Below are 20,383 nucleotides of genomic sequence, written 5' to 3' on the forward strand. Positions count from 1 at the left end.
TAATGGATTTTTTATTATTGGGTTTTTTTACTGGATTAAGTTTAATCTTAGCAATAGGTGCTCAAAATATATTTGTCATTGAACAAGGTTTAAAAAAACAACAAATCTTTATTGTTTGTTTAGTATGTTCATTATCAGATTTATTGTTAATTTTTTTAGGTATTTTTTTATTTCAATATTTAAGTAATTTTTTTACTCCAACAGTAGAGCTAATCTTTAACATTTTACTCTTAATATTCTTATTACATTTTATTTGGGGAAAATTAAAAACTGAAGTTTTAGAAGCAACATTCAATATGGATAGTAAAACTAATAATTTTTTTGGGATTTTAACTAAAACTCTGGGATTTACCTTTCTTAATCCACATGTTTATTCAGATACTGTATTTTTTCTTGGAAATTTTTCTAAAAATTTTAACCAGATAGATAAGTATTATTTTGGAGTTGGTGCAGCTACTTCCTCGTTCTTATTTTTTTTTATGTTGGGATATTTATCAAAATATTTTTCCAAACATCTAAAAAGTAAAAATATATGGAGAAGAATAAATTATTTAATTATTCTTTTTATGTCTATTTTAGCCTTAACAGTGTTAATAGAAATTATCTAAGTTTAGTTAGAATAACCATACTTTTTAAGTCTAACATCACCGGTTCTTGCGTGCGCTTCCATTCCTTCGTATCTAGAAATTCTTGCAGCTGCAGCACCAACTAGCTCTGTAGATTCTTTAGTCATTCTTTGGAAACTTAAAGTTTTAACAAACTTACCAACAAATAGTCCACCCGTATATCTTCCTGCACCTTTAGTTGGAAGTATGTGATTAGTTCCTGAACATTTATCCCCATAAGCAACAGTCGTTTCTTCTCCGATAAATAGAGAACCGTAGTTAGTAAGTCTTTTGTGAAACCACTCTAAATTTTCTGTCTGAACTTCTAAGTGTTCTGGAGCATACTCGTCACTAATGGTTGCCATTTCTTCATCAGTATCACAAAGAATAACTTCTCCATAATCTCTCCAAGCCGCATCAGCGTTTGTTCTTGGAACCTCAGGCAATTCTGCAATTAATTCTGGAACTCTTTTCATCACTTTTTCTGCTAGTTCCTTGCTTGTTGTATATAACCAGCAGGGTGAATTATAACCATGTTCAGCTTGACCCACTAAATCAACAGCAACTATTTCAGGATCAGCTTTAGCATCTGCAATAATTCCAATTTCAGTAGGACCTGCAAATAAATCAATACCAACTTTTCCAAATAAAATTCTTTTAGCTTCAGCAACAAATTGATTTCCAGGACCAACAATAATATCAGCAGGAGGATTATTAAATAAACCATTAGTCATTGCAGCTATAGCTGGAACACCACCTAAATTTAAAATTACATCAGCACCACACAAGTCAGCTGTATAAACAATTGTTGGATGAGCACCCACACCTTCTTTAGGAGGGCTGCATGCAATAACATTTTTTACACCAGCAACTTTAGCAGTTGTTACACTCATCACTGCAGATGCAATGTGTGCATAACGACCTCCTGGTACATAACATCCAGCAGTATTAACTGGTATTAACTTTTGACCAGCAAATAATCCATCTGAAAGCTCCACTTCAAAGTCCTGACCATAGTTTTTTAATTGTGCTTCAGCAAACTTTCTAACTCTTTCATATGAAAATTGAACATCATCTTTTGTTTTTTGGTCTAATGTTTTTTTGATTTCTTCAATTCTTTCTTTGGAAACAATAATATCACCATCATATTTATCAAATTTCTTTGTAAGATCGATACACCCTTGTTCTTTGGTAGTTTCAATATTTTTTAATAAATCTTGAACAATTCCAGTTGTTTTAGTGTCATCTGTTGATGATGTTTTAGGTGATTTTTTTAAATAAGTTATAGCCATTGTTTTCCTCTTTAATTTTGAAGCTTTATTTAAAACATTAATATGATTATTTCAATGAAGAATCAGTCTAAAGTAACAACAGCAGCAGCAATAGAGGCCAATCTAGCTTGTGCCTCATCAGATCTACTTGTAATTACTATTGGAACTTTACCACCAACAACTACACCAGCTGCACAAGCTCCCATAAAGTAAATCATCATTTTAACCAAACTATTTCCAGTTTCAACACTTGGAACCAATAATACGTCTGCATCACCAGCAACAATATTCTTAACACCTTTTATAGCAGCAGATTTTTTTGAAATACTATTATCAAATGCCAGGGGACCAAAAACATCAGCATTTAAATTTTCTTCTTTTGCAAGTTTTGTAATTTCATCTGCTTCGATTGAGCTTGGTACACTATCTAAAATTTCTTCTGTCGCTGATAGAACTGCAACTTTTGGTCTTTCAATTCCTATACGATTTGAAAAATCAATTACATTTCTTAAAATATGCATTTTGGTTTTTACATTAGGCAAAACATTTAAAGCACCATCAGTAATTATAAGTGGTTTGTCGTCTTTAGTATTTGTCATATGCCATATGTGGCTTAGTCTAGTTTTTCCAAGTAAATTATAATCTCTTTTTAAAACTTCTTTCATTAAAATATCTGTATGAATATGACCTTTAACAATAATCTTTATCTTTTTTTCACTAGCAAGCTTTGCAGCAATAGCAGCTGTATTATTTTCTACAGGCTCATCAATAATTTCAAATTCAGAGATATCCCATTTTAAATTTTCTGCACATTTTAAGATCTCTTTTTTATTTCCTATAAAGATAGGTCTGATAAGACCTTCTTTTACAGCATCTTGAACAGAGAGCATGGGCAAGGGAAGACCCGCATTAACAATAGCTGCATTAACGCCTCTTTTTTTATTGGCATGGTCCAAAAGGTTATTTGGACAAACAATTTCTTTATTAGAAAGCATAAGGTATTTTTATCCTCAAATTTACAAAAGTATATAGTGTAAAAATATCAAGATAAATGCTTTTAAATTTCAAATTTTAGATCAATAGTTAGTTAATTTATAAATATCACTTTATGGACTGAGATAACAAATGAGAGACTTTTTGCTGCTTTATAGGAACCAAGGCTTTTAGTTAACGATCCTTTAAATACTCCAAGTCTTTTAAAACAGCTTTTGAGATATTAATTTCTTTTTTAAGATTATTTTTAAATCTTTTGAATTTACTTTGTCCTGGATAAAGAATTTCTTTTACGCCTTTTATTTTAGGTAGTTTTTTTATAGTTTTAATATTATCTTTTATTCTTTTATTAAAAGAATTACCGACAAATAAATTAGGCTTTAACACAAAAAATAAATGACCAATATTTTGTGGTCCACTAAAATCAGTAAATGGATCTTTAACTCTTCCGGCATGATTACCACCAGTTAATACACCACTTAAAATGTCAACCATCCAGGCTAATCCTGAACCTCTAAAACCAGCTATTGGTAATTGAACACCTTCTAATGCTTTTTTAGGGTCAGTAGTGGGTTTACCAAACTTATCTAAAGCAACACCTTCAGGAATTTTAGTTCCCTCTCTTGCTGCTACTCTAATTTTTCCTCTATTAATCATTGAAATAGATGTATCTAAAATAAAAGGAACCTTTGATCCAGTGGGAGTTCCAAAACAAATAGGGTTTGTTCCAAATAAACTTTTTAATGCACCATGAGGTGCAACTGCTGGAGGTGCATTTGTAAACACCATAACCATTAAGCCTTTTTTAACGGCTTGCTCTGCGTAATAGCCGGACAAACCATAATGACCACTATTCTTAACTGCAACTAAGCCAATCCCTGTTTTCTTAGCATTATTTATGGCAGTTTTAATGGCAGTATCTGCTGCAACAAAGCCAATACTATTATTCGCATCAATATGAGCAATTGATTGAGAAATCTTTTTAATTTTAATTTTAGCTCTTGGATTGATCACTTTTTTTGAAATTCGATCACAATACATTTTAAGACGAGATAACCCATGTGAGGGTGCACCAACTAATTCAGCATTAATCAATGCCTCAGCACAGATCGAAGCATGATCTTTACTTAATTTATATTTTATAAATATATCTTTAATTATTGCCTTTAATTTTGAAGAATTCATAATTGTTCAAAAGGATAGTGTGATTATCCTTTTCCTCTCCAAGGAATATATTTATCTATAAGTTTTCTTAAAGTTACATCAAACAATAATCCAAGCATTCCCATTATAAAAATTGTAATCCAAATAACCTCATATTGAAAATATTTTTTAGCAACATTTTCAACAAACCCTATACCAGTTGTTCCTGCTAGAAATTCAGCTGCAACTAGAGTTCCCCAACACATACCAACCGCAACTCTTATACCCGTTAATATTTCAGGCAAAGAATTTGGAAATATTACATATCTTAATATTTGTTTTTTTGATGCCCCTAGAGAGTGAGCTGCATGGATTTTTGACAATTGCGTTCCAGATGCTCCAGCTCTTGCTGAGATAATCATAATAGATAAAGAGACCATGAATAATAAGAAGATTTTTCCTGAATTATCAATTCCAAGTACAGAAATAATTAAAGGAGCCCATGCTAGAGGAGGTACCGGTCTATAAAGCTCGATTAAAGGATCAAAAAATCCTTTAGCAAATCTATTAAGACCCATAAATAATCCTAAAGGAACACCAATTATTATTCCAAAAATTAATCCTAATAAAACTCTTAAGAAAGAGTCCCAGATATGTCCGTAAGGAACAGGAACTTTAAATAAACTAAAGTCACCTGTAACAATTTTTAAAACATTTCCTTTAAAGTTCTGTTCAACAATACCTTCTTTAGTGTGAATAGGGTACTCACCAGGTATAATATCTGCAATCCAATCAGGCAAAATGAAACCAATTATTTGACTAACATCAATTAATTGTATCCATAAAAGAGGAACATCTTTATAGCCAATGCTAGGATTAGACATCAGTATAAATTTATTAAAAGTATCAGATGGTTTTGGAAGCCATCTTCCCGAACCTTGTTCTGAACAACTTTGACCACTAGCTACAATAGTTCCTGCAGGAAATAAAAAAATATCAACTAATCTTAACCCACCTTGAATTTTATTTTTTGCGTTGTCAAAATTAACAACAGCTTCTTGTAAATTATCAAGAGCATTAGGTGGATAGATGCTTGCAAACTCTATACGTCTTGCAATTTTAACAATATTTTTAGCATATTCAGAAGCAACATCTTCACTTTCATTTAACTCACCTCTATAAATTTTTATTTGATCTTTAATCTCATTAATCTGATCTTTGAATTGTGAATTATGATTTCTTAATTTAAAAAACTCTTCACTTATTAAACCTATTTTTTCTGCAGCCACATGAAATTTTAAACCTAAATCGGTTGAGGGGATTAATGGTACCTCTAAGGTATTTTCAATAGATCCAGATCCGGCATCAACTTTTACTATACCCCAACCACCTTCTTTATTTGCTGCATCAAGTCTTTCTTGAAGTTGTTGTTTAGTTTCAAAAGGATATTCAGGCTTTTTAAAATTTTCAGTTAATAGATTAATTTTTCCTGTTATTTCATTTATTTTTTCTTTTGTTTCATTTTCAATTAAATCTTGATTAGTTAATAATGGGATTAATTGAGAAGTTTTATTAAGAAAACCAATTAAAATTTCTTTTTGCTGAGCACTTACACCTGAATTTTGGATTTCAGTTGATAAGCTTCTAATATTTTCATTTTCTTTTTTTATTTGGGCTGTACTTTTTAATTCTCTTTGTTCTATTGGAAATTGATATTTCAATCCTAAAAGAGAATCGTTAATTTTAGCTACCTGACAAAGCTCATTAGCAGATTTTGGATAAAAACCTCTCGCAATATCCCAAGAATAATACATCCAAATTAAAAGTAATGAACAACTTCCTAAAACTACCCAATGTGTACCACCTTTAGATCTTTCTGGATTTCCAAAAACTGCATCAATTTTTTCAGTTTGAATTAATTTTCGACCATAAACAATAGATCCAATAATTGTAATTAAGATTAATATTGTAAGAATCTGTGTAATCATTTCATTCTTTACCCATAATTTCTTCTTCCATATTCCAAATCATAGTTAAGATTTCTTCTCGTGTTTTCGAAAATTCTTTATCTTTTTTAATTTCTCTTAAATCTTCTTTTAATCCTCTGTTTGCAAAAGGTAATTTGTATTCTTTATGTATTCTTCCTGGTCTTGGAGCCATTACATATAATCTTTCACCAAGTAATAACGCTTCTTCAACAGAGTGTGTTATTAAAATAATTGTCTTTCCAGTTTCTTTCCAAATTTTTAATACTAAAGATTGCATTTTTTCTCTTGTCAAAGCATCTAATGCACCAAGAGGTTCATCCATTAAAATTAAATCAGGGTCATTAATCAAACATCTTGCAAGCGCTACTCTCTGCTGCATTCCACCTGATAATTGATAAGTTGGAGTATTGCCAAACCCTTTAAGACCAACAATATCAAGCCATTCATCAACTTTTTTCTGAGTTATTACGGGATCTTCTTTTTTCATACGAAGACCAAAGTTAACGTTCTCAGAAACTGTTAACCATTCAAATAAAGCGCCTTGTTGAAAAACCATTCCTCGCTCAACACCAGGTCCATCAATTTCATTATTATTTAAAGTAATCTTACCTGATGTTGGTCTAATAAATCCTGCAGTAATATTTAATAAAGTTGTTTTTCCACAACCAGATGGACCAAGGACAGTTAAGAGCTCACCCTTTTTTAAAGTGAAATTTACATCTTTTAAAGCATGAACAGTTTCTCCTTTAGGAGTTTTAAAAATCATGTTCAGATCTTGAGAAACTAATTCGCTCATTGAATAATTTTATATTAGAATTTTTAATAAAAATAGGCACCAAAAAATTTTGGTGCCTGTTAAACTTTTATATCTCTGTAATATTATAGAGGTAAGAAACTAGTATCTACATTTCCTCTAGGTGTACCCATACCTTGAAGGAACTTATGTAAGTTACCACTTTCCATAGATGTTTTTGTTTCTTGTGCATCTAGAAATTTAAATCCACCAATAGTTTCTTTCATATCACCAAGTTTCATTTCAGCATCTTTTGCTATAACATTTAAGTCAGATTTACCTGCTTTGTATCTAGCATTAGCTTCATGAGTTACTTCGATAAAAGTTCTAACCATTCCAGGATTTTCTTTCATAAACTTTGTAGTTACAGAAGTAATATCGATACCTAATATTCCAGCATCTCTAGCTTCTTGGACTGTTAAAAGTCTAGAACCAACTGCTGTTGCAGCTTTGATAGAATTACCACCAAATAAACAAGCCATTACAACATCGCCACTAACTAATGCAGCAGCACCTTCTTCAGGGTCCATTTGAATGATATCCATTTTTTTTCTGTCAGCACCAACAACTTTCATACTTTCATCAAAAACGTATTCAGCCATTGTTCCAAGTGGAACAGCAACTTTTTTACCTTCTAATTCAGAACCATTTGCTTTTGTGATTCCTGAAGCATTTGATGTTACACAAGTTGTTCCACCCATCCCGTATTCCATAGCGACATCAATTAATTTGATAGGCGCTTTTGATTTTACAGCATTGATAAAAGGAACTAAACCTTGTGAGTAAGAGATATCAATATCTCCTGCTAACATTGCATCAGTCATTGCACCACCGTTAGTGAAGTTTGTCCACTTAACTGGTACACCCAATGCTTTTTCGTACATTCCTTTAACTTTATCTTCTTGGTTTGGAGTAGGCCATTCTAAAAAGAATGCAACTCTAACTTCTTTAGCAGCTGAATTTGCAACTGAAATAGATAAGTTAAGAGCAACTACAGCACCAAGAATAAAACTAAGTATTTTTTTCATTATTATTCCTCTGTTAGTAATTTAATTAAATTACATGTATTTAAATTGAAATTAGAAAGGATGTAAAACAAATTTTTTACACTTGTAAGTTGTATTTACTTAAGAAAGATTCTAAAAAAAATAATTCTAGAAAACATTATGATTTAGTCTAATACTTAAAAATAGAATTTATTAAACAACACATAAACAGAGAGAAATTTATGAGCTCAGAAAATAGAACTGCCGTACCTAATTCACTAAATGAACATTGGATGCCTTTTACATCTAATAAAGATTTTAAAGCAAATCCAAGATTAATCACAGAAGCTAAAGGGGTTTATTTAAAAACTCATCATGGCAAAACTCAAATAGATGCGAGCTCAGGTTTATTTTGCAATCCACTTGGTCATGGTAGAAGAGAAATTACAGAAGCTGTTACAAAACAATTAGAAACATTAGACTACGCACAACCTTTCCAACAAGGTTTTGGTGGTTCATTTGAGCTTGCTACAAAAATTTCAAAACATACACCTGGTGACTTAAACAAAATGTTTTTTACTATATGTGGTTCAACAGCTGTTGAGACTGCACTTAAAATTGCTATAGCTTATCATAGAGCAAAAGGTCATGCAGAAAGATTTAGGTTTGTTGGACGTGAGCGGGGTTATCATGGAATGAATATTGGCTGTATATCAGTTGGTGGAATGGTGAACAATGTTAAAACATTCGCAAGTGTTTTAATGCCAGGTGTTCAACATATTAGTCATACACATTTGCCAGAGCATAAATTTGTTAGTGGTCAACCGGAAACAGGAGACTACTTAGCAAATGATTTAGAAACTATTTGTCAAAACTTTGGTGGTGAAAACATAGCTGCTTGTATAGTTGAACCTATTGCTGGATCTACTGGAACATTAGTTCCACCAAAAGGATATCTGCAAAAACTTAGACAGATCTGTGATAAGCATGGAATACTTTTAATTTTTGACGAAGTAATTACTGGTTGGGGTAGAACTGGTTCTAAATTCGGTGCAGATGAATTTGGTGTAACTCCTGACATTATGACAATGGCTAAAGCTACAACAAATGGTGTTGTACCTATGGGTGTTGTTGCATGTAATGATTATATTTATGATGCGGTAATGGATGCTTCACCAACAGGTTCAGTTGAATTATTTCATGGTTACACTTATTCAGGAATTCCAGTTGCAGTTGCGGCTGCTCTTGCAGTGCAAGATATTTTTGAAAAAGATGATATTTTCAATAGAGCAAAAAATTTAGCTCCTTATTTTCAAAAAGGGTTGTTCTCTCTTCAAGATCTAGAGTCAGTAGACAATATTAGAGGATATGGAATGATGGGCGGTATAGACATGAAGTTAAATACTAAACCAGGTAAAGCTGGTTATGAATGTTTTAAAGCATGCTATGAAGCTGGTGTTAACTTTAAAGCTACAGGAGATTGTTTAATTATAGCTCCTCAATTCATCTGCGAAGAAAAACACATTGATGAAATTATTGAAAAGTTAAGAACTGGTATTACCAACTATCAAAAAAATCAAAAAAACTAAGAACTTTAAAGTTTTAAAATAATAAATTAAGGAGATAAGTTTGTGAAGATTGGCGTACCTAAAGAAATTAAACCCCAAGAACATCGAATTGGATTAACCCCTGAGAGTGTAAAAACTTTAATATCAGAGGGTCATGAAGTTTTAGTTGAAAATAATGGTGGTTTTGAAGCTGGTTTTGAAAATGATCAATATACAAGTGTTGGTGCTAAAATCATTGATAAAGCCGAAGACATTTTCAATGATGCAGATATTATTGTCAAAGTAAAAGAGCCTCAATCAGGTGAAGTTAAGATGATTAGAGAAAATCAGATTGTTTATACTTATTTACATTTAGCAGCAGCGAAAGAATTAACTGAGGGACTAATTAAATCTAAAAGTGTTTGCATAGCCTATGAAACAGTCACTGATGATAATGGGAGATTACCATTACTTGCACCAATGAGTGCAGTTGCAGGACGTATGTCAGTTCAAGCTGGTGCACATTGTTTAGAAAAAAATCAAAATGGTAGAGGGCTTTTATTAGGTGGTGCTCCTGGAGTTGAAGGTGGAACTGTTGTTATTTTAGGTGGTGGTGTTGTTGGAGAAAATGCTGCAGTGATAGCAACTGGTATGAGAGCCAAAGTTCATATTGTTGATAAATCTGAAGCAAGACTAAAACAACTTGTTGAAATGTTTGGTGATAAAATTACTCCAGAACAAAGTGATAAAATTGATTTAAACAAATTAGTTGCAGAAGCTGATCTTTTAATTGGAGGTGTTTTAATTCCAGGTGCTGAAGCTCCAAAATTAGTTACTAAACCAATGTTAAAATTAATGAAAAGAGGATCTGTAATAGTTGATGTTGCAATTGACCAAGGGGGCTGTGTTGAAACGAGTAAACCAACAACTCATGGTGACCCAACTTTTATTATTGATGATGTTGTTCATTACTGTGTAGCAAATATGCCAGGTGGAGTTCCAAGAACTTCAACGATTGCATTAAATACTGCAACTCTTCCACATCTAATTAAAATTGCAAACAAGGGTTATGCTAAAGCACTAAGCGATGATAAACATTTACTTGCAGGACTAAACGTTTGTAAAGGTCAAGTAACGTATAAAGCAGTGGCTGATGTTTTTGGGTATGATTATGTCGATCCTTTAAAAACTCTGTAATTTTTTTAACTAATGTTATCGGATAAAATTAAAGATTATTTAAACGAATACATTAGCCAGGAAGTTTACGTTCAAGTAGCTGTTGCTAAGGGTAAAAATAAAATTTCAACTAATGCTGCAATCAGTAAGTACTTTGAAAGCAATCACTTTCAAGGTTTAGCTGAAGGTAAACCCTACAATACTTTTTTAGATGATCTTAAAGACAAATGTTTAGGAAAATTAGTTAACTCTCCAATGAAAGATAGTAAAACGGACGATGAGATTATTATTGAACTTCAGAGTAAACTTAATACTTTAGATATTGGTGAATTAAATGATACTTACTGGGAAGTTGAAACTGGTGAATATTTAAGAGGAGCAGATATTAAAGAAATCGAACTCGAGAGAGATACTTTAATTAAATTTTTAACTTCAAAAGATGAAGCACATGACACGGTAAGTACTCTTTGCAAAAATTATGAAAAATTGTGTAAAGAAAAATACCCTGAAGCACCATTACCTTTAGAAATATTAGATACTAAACACTAAGTTTCTCTTTAATATTCTAAATTATAGTCTATAAAAATTGTTAGGGGTGTCGTAACTGACTGAGAATAAACCCTAATAACCTGTCCGGTAATTCAGAAAGGGAGAACAATGGATAAAACATACTTTATAAGTCAATCAACATCATTAACACTCGTCATAACTATAAGCTTAATCTTTACAATAGTTGGATTAATTTACTCTAAAAAATATCAAGGGATTAACAATTATCTAACTGCGAATAGAAACATTGGTTTCTTTTCACTAACAACAAGCCTAATTGCATCAGCACTTGGGGCTTGGATTTTATTTGGTCCAGCATCAGCTGCAACATGGGGTGGAATTGGAGCTGTGATTGGTTACGCGTTAGGAACGGCATTTCCTATGATCTTTTTAATTTCACTTGGAAAGAAAATAAGAACGGAGTTTCCAAAAGGTTCAACTTTAATTGAATTTTTAAGAAAAAGATTTGGTAAGAGTTTATTTAAACTTATTTTACTGATGACAGTATTTTATATGTTTGTTTTTTTATGCGCTGAAGTTACAGCTGTTGCAATATTGATAAATTATATTTCGGGCACTGAGCTTTGGGTTACTTCTTTAATTATTTTGATCGCAACACTTGCTTATACTTTATATGGTGGATTAAGAGCTTCAATTTTTACAGATAATATTCAAATGATTGTAATTGTAGCTTTATTATTAATTTCAGTATTTTATCTAACATCATTTACAGGAGATCAGTTTTCTTTCTCATTTATTAAAGAAAAAAGTCCTCACTTATTAAGTGCAAGTTATATTCCAAACTATACCGCAGGATTAACTTTCTTTATAGCAGTTGCAGCAACCAATCTTTTCCACCAAGGAAATTGGCAAAGAGTTTATGCTGCAAAAAATAACGAAGTTTTAAAGAAAAGTTTAATTGTTGCATTTATTGTAATTATTCCAATAGTCTTTTTTATGGGCTTTAGTGGTTTAGTTGCAGTATCAGCTAATCCCAAAGTTATTCCTGACCTTGGTTTCTTCTCTTTATTATTAAGTGATCAGACAGAATTTTTATCATTAGTAATTGTGATCCTTGGTTTGTCATTAACAATTAGTACTGTTGATACTTTAGTTAATGCAATATCAAGCTTAATAGTAGTTGATGGTAAAGCGACTTTAAATTTAAATAAGAAAACTAATTACTTAACTTTTTCAAAATATTTTATAGTAGTACTTTCAATTATAGCTTTTGCAATTGCCTCAAAAGGGTTCAGTGTTTTATACTTATTCTTATTAGCTGATTTATTTTGTTGTGCGTTTGTACTTACTGTTTTTTATAGTTTCTATAATAAGAAGTTGAATGAAAAAACAGCATACATTTCAATTATTATTGGATTAATTGGAGGATTTCTTTTATTCCCAGCTCCTGATTTTTCAAAGAGTTTGTTAGTTGGTATAATTTTACCAGTAGATACTTTTCCAGCTTTTGTCTCTCAATCATTGTTGTTTTTATCTTTTATTATCGCAACTTTTTTGCCCGTAATATTTTGGAAAATAAAAGGATCTAAAAAATAGACCTAATAATTTGTAAAAGGTGTATAAGTAACTATATACACCTTAACAAATGTCTGAGATTCAAATATCCATTAACAACTTATCCAAAGTTTATGATAATGGCTTTAATGCACTTAAGAATATTAGTCTTCAAGTAAAACAAGGAGAGATTCTTGCAATGCTTGGACCAAACGGTGCTGGCAAAACTAGTTTAATTAGTATTATTTGTGGTATTGTTAAGCCTTCCTCAGGCACAGTTACAATAGATAATTTTGATATTATAAAAAATTATAGAGAGACAAGATCAAGAATAGGACTTGTTCCTCAAGAACTAAATTTAGAATCTTTTGAAACAGTTTTTGATACTGTATCTTATTCTAGGGGACTTTATGGAAAATCACCTAACCCAAAACATATTGAAAAAGTTTTAAAAGATTTAACCTTGTGGGATAAAAAAGACCAAAGGCTTAGACAATTATCGGGCGGAATGAAGAGAAGAGTTTTAATTGCTAAAGCTTTATCGCATGAGCCTAAAATATTGTTTCTTGATGAACCAACAGCAGGTGTAGATGTTGAGCTTAGAAGAGATATGTGGCTAGTTGTTGATGAACTTCGAAAAACAGGAGTAACTATTATTCTAACTACTCATTATATTGAAGAAGCAGAAGCTATTGCTGATCGGGTGGCTGTTATTAATCAAGGTGAAATTATTGTTGTTGAAGACAAAAAAGAACTTATTAAAAAAATGGGCCATAAAAAGTTAACTGTAGAGTTACAAGAAAAAATTACAAAAATACCTGAAGATTTATCTAAGTATAATCTTGAAATAGGTAATGAAAATATAAATTTAATTTATACTTATAATGTTCAGGCAGAAAAAACTGGGATTACAGATTTATTGCAAAATTTAAAAGATGCTGGCTTAAAATTAAAAGATTTAAAAACTGAACAAAGCACATTAGAAAAAATATTTGTTAATTTGGTAAAGGAGAACAATGAAATTTAATTATTATGGTTTTAAAGCTATATATGTTCACGAGATGAATAGATTTATAAGAACTGTAGGTCAATCCATTTTATCTCCTGTTATATCAACCTCATTATATTTTGTTGTCTTCGGTTCAGTTATTGGCAGTTATATTCAAAAAATTGATGGTGTGAGTTACGGATCATACATTGTCCCTGGATTATTAATGTTAACCTTGTTAACTCAATCTATAAGCAATACATCTTTTGGAATATTTTTTCCAAAATTTAATGGAACTATTAATGAAATTTTAGCAGCACCTATCTCAACACTTGAAACAGTAATTGCTTTTGTTGGAGCAGGAGCTACCAAAACATTAATCGTTGGAACTGTAATTTATACCACCGCATCCTTTTTTGCTGATGTCACAGTCAAATATCCAACGTTGATGATATTTTTATTAGTTTTGGTTTCTTTTACCTTTGCATTATTTGGTTTCTTAATTGGTGTTGTTAGTAAAAACTTCGAACAAATGTCTATAATCCCGTCGTTAGTTATTACACCCATGGTTTTTCTTGGAGGAAGTTTATATTCTCTTGATATGCTGCCACCGTTTTGGCAAACAGTTTCTTATTTTAATCCTGTGGTTTATTTAATTGATGGTTTAAGATTTTCTTTTTATGGGGTGTCTGATTTTAATATCTGGATCAGTATCAGCTCAATGGTCTTCTTCTTAATGGTCTGTATTACACTTGTGAGCATCTTACTTAAAAAAGGTTATAATATTAAGAGCTAGAAATTTAGTTTAAAAACAGTATTATAAACCATCATTATGTTATCTTATATTTTACCCTTTATAGCTCTAATTGTTGTAGTGGTTTTTATCCATGAATATGGGCACTATTATTTTGCTAAACGCTATGGAGTAGGGGTTACTGATTTTTCCATTGGATTTGGAAAAGAAATGTTTGGTTGGAATGATAAATCTGGTACGCGATGGAAGATCTGTGTCATACCACTTGGTGGATATGTTAAATTTTTTGGTGATAGAAATGTTTATAGCCAAGCTGATAATGAAAAAATTATAAAAGAATATAGTAAAGAAGATCAAGAAAAATTATTTGTATTAAAGCCTTTATATCAAAGAGCTTTAATTGTTTTTGGTGGCCCTTTAGCTAATTTTTTATTAGCAATTTTGATATTTTTTTCAATTTATACATTTGCTGGCAAAGACTTTACTCCAGCTGTGATTAATGAAGTTCAAAAAGATAGCCCTGCAATGGTAGCAGGCCTAAAAGATAATGATATTGTGATTTCAATTGATGGCAATGAGGTAAAAAGCATAATGGATGTCTCTAAATTTATCACCATGTCTACTGATGAATTTATAAGCTTTACTATAAAAAGATTTGATCAAGAACTAATTTTTAGAGTTAAGCCCAATTTAGTTAACAGCGAAGACAATCTTGGTAATAAAATCAATAAAAGAATGATTGGCATAAAACTTGGAGCTTACAATAATGAAGTAAACCATGTAAAACTTGGTCCCTCTAAAGCTATATATTATGCTGTTAATGAGGTTTATTATGTGACTACCTCATCACTTAAATACTTAGGTAGTATGATCGCTGGAAATGGTGATAGCTCACAATTAGGTGGACCCATAAGAATTGCAAAAATAAGTGGGCAGGTTGCAGAATTTGGTATTTTACCTTTTATTAGTTTAATGGCCTATATTTCTATAAGTTTAGGGCTAATCAATTTGTTTCCAATTCCAATGCTTGATGGTGGACATTTAATGTTTTATGGAATTGAAAAAATATTAGGTCGTCCCTTATCACAAAAAACACAAGAAGGTTTCTTTCGAATCGGTATGTTTTTATTGTTATCATTGATGTTTTTCACCACATTTAATGACCTAAAAGATGTTGGTTTATTTAAGTTTTTTAACAATTACATTTCTTAAATAACCCTTTAAAATCAACGTTTATTTAATTAATCACAACATGTTGAGGTTTTTATTTTAAGAGACACTAATAAAAAGCTTGATTTATAGGGTTTTATGTAAATTATGTGAAAATAACCAATAAAACCGGAGCTAAATAAATGAACAAAAAACAACTAATCGCTAAACTTTCAGGTTCTTTAAACCTAAGTAAAGCTGATGCAGAGCGTACTTTTGATACGATAACAAACACTATTCTAGATGCTTTAAAAGGCGATGATTCAGTTAAAATCGCCGGATTTGGTACTTATAAAGTAGCAAAAAGAAAAGCTAGAGTTGGAAGAAATCCAAGAACTGGAGAGCAAATTCAAATCGGAGCTTCTCAAAAAGTTAAATTCTTACCAGCAAAAGCATTAAAAGAAGTATTCAATAAATAACACTTTTTTTAAACGGCCTAAATGTTTTAAGTATAAGCAATTAGGCCGTTTCTATATGCGAATACTGCATAGCTATTTTACCTAATCAACGTTAGTTTTTGTAAGTCACTAAATTATAAGTCTTTTCATTAAACGGGAGGTCTTATGACTAAAATGATTAAACTAATAACAGCACTTTTATATTCATTAGTAATATTAATGGGCTTAACAAGTGTTGGGCATGCTGAGACTACAGTGTCAGCAGAAGTAGGGTTTATTTTTAATACTCTATTATTTTTAATTTGTGGTTTCCTTGTCATGTTCATGGCGGCGGGTTTTGCAATGCTAGAATCTGGGATGGTAACTTCAAAAAGTGTATCAGTAATTTGTGCAAAAAATATCGGTTTATTTTCAATAGCTGGAATAATGTTCTGGTTAGTAGGTTATAATTTAGCTTACGGCATACCAGAAGGTGGATATATAGGAACTATTATTCCTTGGTCTGATAGTAGTGCAATTGAAACAGGTTATTCAGATGGATCTGATTGGTATTTCCAGATGGTATTTTGTGCAACTACAGTATCTATTGTATCAGGTGCAATGGCGGAAAGAATTAAATTATGGCCATTCTTTTTATTTGCAGCAATTTTAGCTGGAATTTTATATCCAATCGTAATGGGTTGGCAGTGGGGTGGTGGCTGGTTAGCAGAATTAGGTTTTTCTGATTTTGCTGGTTCAACTCTTGTGCACTCAACTGGTGGTGCTGCAGCTTTAGCGGGCGCAATAATAATTGGACCAAGACTTGGAAGATTTACAAAGTCTGGTGCGCCAGCTCCTATTAAGCCATTTGCTGCTTCATCAATTCCATTAGTTACAGTTGGTGTATTTATTTTATGGTTAGGTTGGTTTGGTTTCAATGGTGGTTCACAACTAGCTATGGGAACTGCTGCTGATGCAATTGCTGTGTCAACAATCTTTATTAATACGTTCTTAGCTGGAGCTGGTGGTGTAATGGCTGCTGCAACAGTTACAAGATTAGGATTTGGAAAAACTGACGTTGTACAGATGCTTAATGGATGTATTGGTGGATTAGTTGCAATCACAGCTGAACCATTAATGCCATCTCCATTAGCTGCTATCTTAATTGGTGGTGTAGGTGGTGTAATTGTTGTCTACGGTACTAAATTATTATTTGCTTTACAAATTGATGATGTTGTAGGAGCTATCCCAGCTCACTTGTTCGCAGGTATCTGGGGAACATTAATTGTACCAGCAACTAACCCTGATGCTTCTTTTAGTGCTCAGTTAATTGGAGTACTAGCAGTTAATATATTTATCTTTGTTATTGCTTACATTGTGTGGTCGATTATGAAGGCAACTGTTGGTCTTAGATTAAGTAAAGAAGCTGAAACAAAAGGTACAGACGTTTCAGAAACAGGTGTAATTGCTTACGCAATTAGAGATTAAAAAAATAACTATTGCTCTCTTATAGTTGAAAAGGGGCCCCTTAATTGGGGCCTTTTTTATTTCTAAAGGTCTTTTAGGGTACTCAAGACCTCTTGTGCATGATCTTTAACTTTTACATTGTCCCAAATTTTTACAATTTTACCCTTAGGATCAATCAAAAATGTACTTCTAACTACACCCATAAACTCTTTACCCATAAATTTTTTTTTAGCCCAAACTTTATAACTTTTTACAATTTTAATTTCTTCATCTACTAAAAGATCAAATTTAATATTATATTTTTCCTTAAATTTATGATGACTTTTAAGGTTATCTTTTGAAATGCCAAATACCTCACAATTAAGTTTTTTAAATTTAGATAATAATTTATTAAAGTCATTAGTCTCAATAGTGCATCCTGGAGTATCATCTTTTGGATAAAAATATAGAACTACATATTTTCCAATAGAATTTTTTAATGAATACGAACTACCATTAGTAGAAACTAGATTAAAATTAGGAGCTTTAGAATTTATCTTAAGCATCAACTATTTCATTTGCATCCCATAGTTTTTTATAATCTATAAAAGGGGATAGACCATAACTAGAGTTTATGTTGGTTAAATGCAAAGATAAACTCTTTAAAGGTGATATACAAAATTCATCTTTATAAATATCATTTAAATATTTTTCAAAAGGATCATGTCTATCTAGACAAGTTTTATTAAAGTTTTCCCAATATTTGTTAAGTAAATTTTTAGTTGTAAGAAAAGTACACAAGGTCTGATTAATTGTACGCCAATGTCTCTTATTACCAATTATAATATTACTCTTTTGATTATTCATATAAAGATAGGGATAATCAGCAGGACACATAAAAATATCTCTATTAACCTGGGAAGCAATTCTTTCATAAGACGCAATCATTTCTTCTAGCATTGACTCAAAATGCAAATAATCATCTTCTACAAAGTAAATTAAATCTTCACCATATTTTTTTCCTAATTCAAAACATTGAAGCAAGCTTGCCAAATTTGAAAAAGTTTGATGAGTTTTTTGTGGCTTAATTTTATTTTTATATTTTTCATGATCTACTGAAATAATATTAATATCTAGATTACTTTCATTTATTAATTTTTCTATTTTTTCAAAGTTTTCTTTTTTAGACTTGTCATCTACAATTATCATTTTGAAATTTATATTAGAATATTTGTTTTTAGAAAATTTAATTGATTTAATAAGTGAATTTAAAGATCTTAATGAATATTCAATTTTTGGCTTTTCAAATAATCTTCTTTTATTTTGATCCCAAATCTCAATATCTGTATTAGTTCTAAAAATTAACAGTACAGATTTTACTTTTTTAGTAATTGGAACTTCGCCTAGTGGCAAAACAATAGATTTTTTGTTAATTGAAGAAAGATCATTACTTAATTCTTTATCAAGAGTGGGGGAGTAAAAATTTGCCTGATCAATAATCTGATATCCTAAAAATTTTGAAATTTTAATAAATAATTTTTTAAGGATGGTCTTTTTCATATAATTGTTTATGATTATATTTTTACAGTATTATGACTATTAAATCATCACAAACTCTTGTTTCTGAGGCACTTAAAGAAATTAAAACTATTACTCCTGCAGAGGCTTTAAAGCTGTCCAATGAAGGAAAATGTAATTTAATTGATATTAGAGAAAAAGGTGAATTGGATAAAATGGGTAGAGTTGAAAACTCTAACCATATTCCCAGAGGAATGTTAGAATTTTGGTTAGATCCAAATAGTGCTTATTTCAAAGATGGTAAGCTGGACATGAATAAAGAAATGGTTTTATTTTGTGCGGGTGGTTTAAGATCTGCTCTTGCTGCAAAATCTTTAAAAGAAATGGGCTTTGAAACGGTTTCACATATTGATGGTGGATTTGCTGCAATTAGTCAAAGTGATTTTGAAATAGTCTAACCTAACTACTGTATTCATCTAATGCATACTCTAATCGATCTTGACCCCAAAATATTTGATTATTAATCATAAAAGTTGGTGCACCAAATATTCCTTTTTCGTGAGCATCTTTAGTGGCCTCTTTTAATTTATCTTTAATCATTTGTTCTTTAATTGTTTCAAAAAATTGATCAGGATCAATTTTGCAATTTTTAAGAAGAGTAATTAATATCTTTTCATCAGTAATATCCAAATTGTTTTTCCAATATGCATCAAACATTGTATTTACATACTGATCTTTAATGGTTGAATTCACCGAAAAGTAACCACGCATGATATTTAATGAGTTTAGGGGAAACTTATCATTCCACTTGAAATTAAAATTAAATTTTTTTGCAACAAGATTGCAATCATTAATCATATTTTTTAATTTTGATTTTATAAATGCGGGAGCTGTTATTCCCTCTAAATTGTGAAGACCACCTAATAATATAGGCTTATAACTTGTTCTAATACTGCTTGGAAGTGACTGGATTTTTTTATGAGCTAGGTATGCATATGGACTTATAAAGTCAAAATAGAATTCTAATTCCTTAGTCATATAGACTTATTTTTTTTGAATAAAAAATTCTTATAAACCAATAAATAGTAATTCCTATTGGTCCAATAAAATAAGTTAATATGAGAGGTAAAGTTATCAATATCTTATTGATACCAAATTTTTGAGAGTCTTTAACAATCCATCCACCACAAAATAAATTTATAGCTAAAAAATGACACCAAAATAAAATTAAAAAAGATCTATCTGAAAATAGATTTAAAATTGAGTTTAACCCTAAATAAAGCTCAAAATTTCTTAGAAAATCATAACCATCATTAAACAATGAATATAACAAATAGGAATAAACCAAGCTTATTATAGAAATAGGAAAGATTGATGTTATAAAAACCTTACATATTTGTGATTGTGGAAAAATTATTAACACTAGCCAGAATGGCAAAACACCTAAATTCAACCATAGAAAAATCATCTCAATAGTAAAATATGTATAAATTTGATCAATCATTTTTTAGTGTATTATATTACA

Annotated in this window: 21 protein-coding genes; 11 read left to right on the plus strand and 10 right to left on the minus strand. The window is 30.8% G+C overall.

The features are described from left to right. Positions 1-2: 2 nt before the first annotated feature. The gene (locus AC5SL8_RS01990; RefSeq protein ID WP_494580436.1) at positions 3-608 is read left to right on the plus strand and encodes a LysE/ArgO family amino acid transporter; all 606 of its coding nucleotides are present in this window, start codon (positions 3-5) and stop codon (positions 606-608) included. A 2-nt stretch (positions 609-610) separates the two neighbouring features. Here the strand turns inward: AC5SL8_RS01990 and hisD are convergent, their stop codons facing one another. The 6 genes from hisD to AC5SL8_RS02020 form a co-directional block, all read right to left on the minus strand. Next, positions 611-1,897: a histidinol dehydrogenase gene (gene hisD / locus AC5SL8_RS01995; protein WP_494580438.1), complete on the minus strand. Its 1,287-nt coding sequence runs from the start codon at positions 1,895-1,897 to the stop codon at positions 611-613. Between the two features lie 62 nt (positions 1,898-1,959). After that, the gene (locus AC5SL8_RS02000; RefSeq protein WP_494580440.1) at positions 1,960-2,871 is read right to left on the minus strand and encodes a bifunctional enoyl-CoA hydratase/phosphate acetyltransferase; all 912 of its coding nucleotides are present in this window, start codon (positions 2,869-2,871) and stop codon (positions 1,960-1,962) included. Positions 2,872-3,043: 172 nt separating this feature from the next. Then, a complete protein-coding gene (locus AC5SL8_RS02005; RefSeq protein WP_494580442.1) occupies positions 3,044-4,054 on the minus strand; it encodes an Ldh family oxidoreductase in 1,011 nt (336 codons plus the stop codon). A 23-nt stretch (positions 4,055-4,077) separates the two neighbouring features. Continuing rightward, entirely contained in the window at positions 4,078-6,000 is a 1,923-nt protein-coding gene (locus tag AC5SL8_RS02010) for an ABC transporter permease (RefSeq protein WP_494580444.1), read from the minus strand. Position 6,001: 1 nt separating this feature from the next. After that, positions 6,002-6,796 carry a taurine ABC transporter ATP-binding protein gene (locus AC5SL8_RS02015; protein ID WP_494573511.1) on the minus strand — a complete coding sequence of 265 codons (795 nt, stop codon included), beginning with the start codon at positions 6,794-6,796 and terminating at the stop codon, positions 6,002-6,004. An 83-nt stretch (positions 6,797-6,879) separates the two neighbouring features. Next, positions 6,880-7,821 (minus strand): ABC transporter substrate-binding protein, encoded by a 942-nt coding sequence (locus AC5SL8_RS02020; RefSeq protein ID WP_494580446.1) that lies wholly within the window; start codon positions 7,819-7,821, stop codon positions 6,880-6,882. A gap of 200 nt (positions 7,822-8,021) precedes the next feature. Between AC5SL8_RS02020 and aptA the strand changes: the two genes are divergently transcribed. The 9 genes from aptA (at position 8,022) to AC5SL8_RS02065 (ending at position 17,382) form a co-directional block, all read left to right on the plus strand. Further along, positions 8,022-9,368 (plus strand): omega-aminotransferase AptA, encoded by a 1,347-nt coding sequence (aptA, locus tag AC5SL8_RS02025; RefSeq protein ID WP_494580448.1) that lies wholly within the window; start codon positions 8,022-8,024, stop codon positions 9,366-9,368. A 42-nt stretch (positions 9,369-9,410) separates the two neighbouring features. Further along, the gene (ald, locus tag AC5SL8_RS02030) at positions 9,411-10,523 is read left to right on the plus strand and encodes an alanine dehydrogenase (protein WP_494580450.1); all 1,113 of its coding nucleotides are present in this window, start codon (positions 9,411-9,413) and stop codon (positions 10,521-10,523) included. A 12-nt stretch (positions 10,524-10,535) separates the two neighbouring features. After that, entirely contained in the window at positions 10,536-11,051 is a 516-nt protein-coding gene (locus tag AC5SL8_RS02035) for a hypothetical protein (RefSeq protein WP_494580452.1), read from the plus strand. A 108-nt stretch (positions 11,052-11,159) separates the two neighbouring features. Next, entirely contained in the window at positions 11,160-12,608 is a 1,449-nt protein-coding gene (locus tag AC5SL8_RS02040; RefSeq protein ID WP_494580454.1) for a sodium:solute symporter family transporter, read from the plus strand. A 49-nt stretch (positions 12,609-12,657) separates the two neighbouring features. Next, positions 12,658-13,593, plus strand: coding sequence for an ABC transporter ATP-binding protein (locus AC5SL8_RS02045; protein ID WP_494580456.1), 936 nt, complete (start codon positions 12,658-12,660; stop codon positions 13,591-13,593). Next, complete coding sequence (locus AC5SL8_RS02050; protein ID WP_494580458.1) at positions 13,583-14,350, plus strand: ABC transporter permease; 768 nt, start codon at positions 13,583-13,585, stop codon at positions 14,348-14,350. The genes AC5SL8_RS02045 and AC5SL8_RS02050 overlap by 11 nt, the downstream gene beginning before the upstream one ends. Before the next feature lie 36 nt (positions 14,351-14,386). Then, entirely contained in the window at positions 14,387-15,520 is a 1,134-nt protein-coding gene (gene rseP / locus AC5SL8_RS02055) for an RIP metalloprotease RseP (protein WP_494580460.1), read from the plus strand. Positions 15,521-15,660: 140 nt separating this feature from the next. Next, the gene (locus AC5SL8_RS02060) at positions 15,661-15,936 is read left to right on the plus strand and encodes an HU family DNA-binding protein (protein ID WP_271495401.1); all 276 of its coding nucleotides are present in this window, start codon (positions 15,661-15,663) and stop codon (positions 15,934-15,936) included. A gap of 144 nt (positions 15,937-16,080) precedes the next feature. Next, on the plus strand, positions 16,081-17,382 hold the full coding sequence (locus AC5SL8_RS02065; RefSeq protein ID WP_494580461.1) for an ammonium transporter family protein: 1,302 nt from the start codon (positions 16,081-16,083) through the stop codon (positions 17,380-17,382). A gap of 62 nt (positions 17,383-17,444) precedes the next feature. On the opposite strand, the gene bcp is transcribed toward AC5SL8_RS02065, so the two are convergent. Then, positions 17,445-17,906: a thioredoxin-dependent thiol peroxidase gene (gene bcp, locus AC5SL8_RS02070; protein WP_494580463.1), complete on the minus strand. Its 462-nt coding sequence runs from the start codon at positions 17,904-17,906 to the stop codon at positions 17,445-17,447. Next, a complete protein-coding gene (locus tag AC5SL8_RS02075; RefSeq protein ID WP_494580465.1) occupies positions 17,899-18,900 on the minus strand; it encodes a glycosyltransferase family 2 protein in 1,002 nt (333 codons plus the stop codon). The genes bcp and AC5SL8_RS02075 overlap by 8 nt, the downstream gene beginning before the upstream one ends. 32 nt (positions 18,901-18,932) lie before the next feature. Between AC5SL8_RS02075 and AC5SL8_RS02080 the strand changes: the two genes are divergently transcribed. Continuing rightward, positions 18,933-19,316 carry a rhodanese-like domain-containing protein gene (locus tag AC5SL8_RS02080; protein WP_494580467.1) on the plus strand — a complete coding sequence of 128 codons (384 nt, stop codon included), beginning with the start codon at positions 18,933-18,935 and terminating at the stop codon, positions 19,314-19,316. A gap of 1 nt (position 19,317) precedes the next feature. Here the strand turns inward: AC5SL8_RS02080 and AC5SL8_RS02085 are convergent, their stop codons facing one another. Together AC5SL8_RS02085 and AC5SL8_RS02090 are read right to left on the minus strand one after the other, a co-directional pair. Beyond that, positions 19,318-19,896, minus strand: coding sequence for a 2-hydroxychromene-2-carboxylate isomerase (locus AC5SL8_RS02085; RefSeq protein WP_494580469.1), 579 nt, complete (start codon positions 19,894-19,896; stop codon positions 19,318-19,320). Then, entirely contained in the window at positions 19,889-20,362 is a 474-nt protein-coding gene (locus tag AC5SL8_RS02090) for an ABA4-like family protein (RefSeq protein ID WP_494572668.1), read from the minus strand. Before AC5SL8_RS02090 ends, AC5SL8_RS02085 begins: the two co-directional genes overlap by 8 nt. Positions 20,363-20,383 lie beyond the last annotated feature (21 nt).

This window comes from Candidatus Pelagibacter sp. PS_41 (assembly GCF_059417725.1).

What these genes read in the sequence shown, in the direction of transcription:
- AC5SL8_RS01990 (WP_494580436.1), top strand. Translation starts at nt 3, where the DNA reads ATGGATTTTTTATTATTGGGTTTTTTTACTGGATTAAGTTTAATCTTA.
- hisD (WP_494580438.1), bottom strand. Translation starts at nt 1,897, where the DNA reads ATGGCTATAACTTATTTAAAAAAATCACCTAAAACATCATCAACAGAT.
- AC5SL8_RS02000 (WP_494580440.1), bottom strand. Translation starts at nt 2,871, where the DNA reads ATGCTTTCTAATAAAGAAATTGTTTGTCCAAATAACCTTTTGGACCAT.
- AC5SL8_RS02005 (WP_494580442.1), bottom strand. Translation starts at nt 4,054, where the DNA reads ATGAATTCTTCAAAATTAAAGGCAATAATTAAAGATATATTTATAAAA.
- AC5SL8_RS02010 (WP_494580444.1), bottom strand. Translation starts at nt 6,000, where the DNA reads ATGATTACACAGATTCTTACAATATTAATCTTAATTACAATTATTGGA.
- AC5SL8_RS02015 (WP_494573511.1), bottom strand. Translation starts at nt 6,796, where the DNA reads ATGAGCGAATTAGTTTCTCAAGATCTGAACATGATTTTTAAAACTCCT.
- AC5SL8_RS02020 (WP_494580446.1), bottom strand. Translation starts at nt 7,821, where the DNA reads ATGAAAAAAATACTTAGTTTTATTCTTGGTGCTGTAGTTGCTCTTAAC.
- aptA (WP_494580448.1), top strand. Translation starts at nt 8,022, where the DNA reads ATGAGCTCAGAAAATAGAACTGCCGTACCTAATTCACTAAATGAACAT.
- AC5SL8_RS02035 (WP_494580452.1), top strand. Translation starts at nt 10,536, where the DNA reads ATGTTATCGGATAAAATTAAAGATTATTTAAACGAATACATTAGCCAG.
- AC5SL8_RS02040 (WP_494580454.1), top strand. Translation starts at nt 11,160, where the DNA reads ATGGATAAAACATACTTTATAAGTCAATCAACATCATTAACACTCGTC.
- AC5SL8_RS02045 (WP_494580456.1), top strand. Translation starts at nt 12,658, where the DNA reads ATGTCTGAGATTCAAATATCCATTAACAACTTATCCAAAGTTTATGAT.
- AC5SL8_RS02050 (WP_494580458.1), top strand. Translation starts at nt 13,583, where the DNA reads ATGAAATTTAATTATTATGGTTTTAAAGCTATATATGTTCACGAGATG.
- rseP (WP_494580460.1), top strand. Translation starts at nt 14,387, where the DNA reads ATGTTATCTTATATTTTACCCTTTATAGCTCTAATTGTTGTAGTGGTT.
- AC5SL8_RS02060 (WP_271495401.1), top strand. Translation starts at nt 15,661, where the DNA reads ATGAACAAAAAACAACTAATCGCTAAACTTTCAGGTTCTTTAAACCTA.
- AC5SL8_RS02065 (WP_494580461.1), top strand. Translation starts at nt 16,081, where the DNA reads ATGACTAAAATGATTAAACTAATAACAGCACTTTTATATTCATTAGTA.
- bcp (WP_494580463.1), bottom strand. Translation starts at nt 17,906, where the DNA reads ATGCTTAAGATAAATTCTAAAGCTCCTAATTTTAATCTAGTTTCTACT.
- AC5SL8_RS02075 (WP_494580465.1), bottom strand. Translation starts at nt 18,900, where the DNA reads ATGAAAAAGACCATCCTTAAAAAATTATTTATTAAAATTTCAAAATTT.
- AC5SL8_RS02080 (WP_494580467.1), top strand. Translation starts at nt 18,933, where the DNA reads ATGACTATTAAATCATCACAAACTCTTGTTTCTGAGGCACTTAAAGAA.
- AC5SL8_RS02085 (WP_494580469.1), bottom strand. Translation starts at nt 19,896, where the DNA reads ATGACTAAGGAATTAGAATTCTATTTTGACTTTATAAGTCCATATGCA.
- AC5SL8_RS02090 (WP_494572668.1), bottom strand. Translation starts at nt 20,362, where the DNA reads ATGATTGATCAAATTTATACATATTTTACTATTGAGATGATTTTTCTA.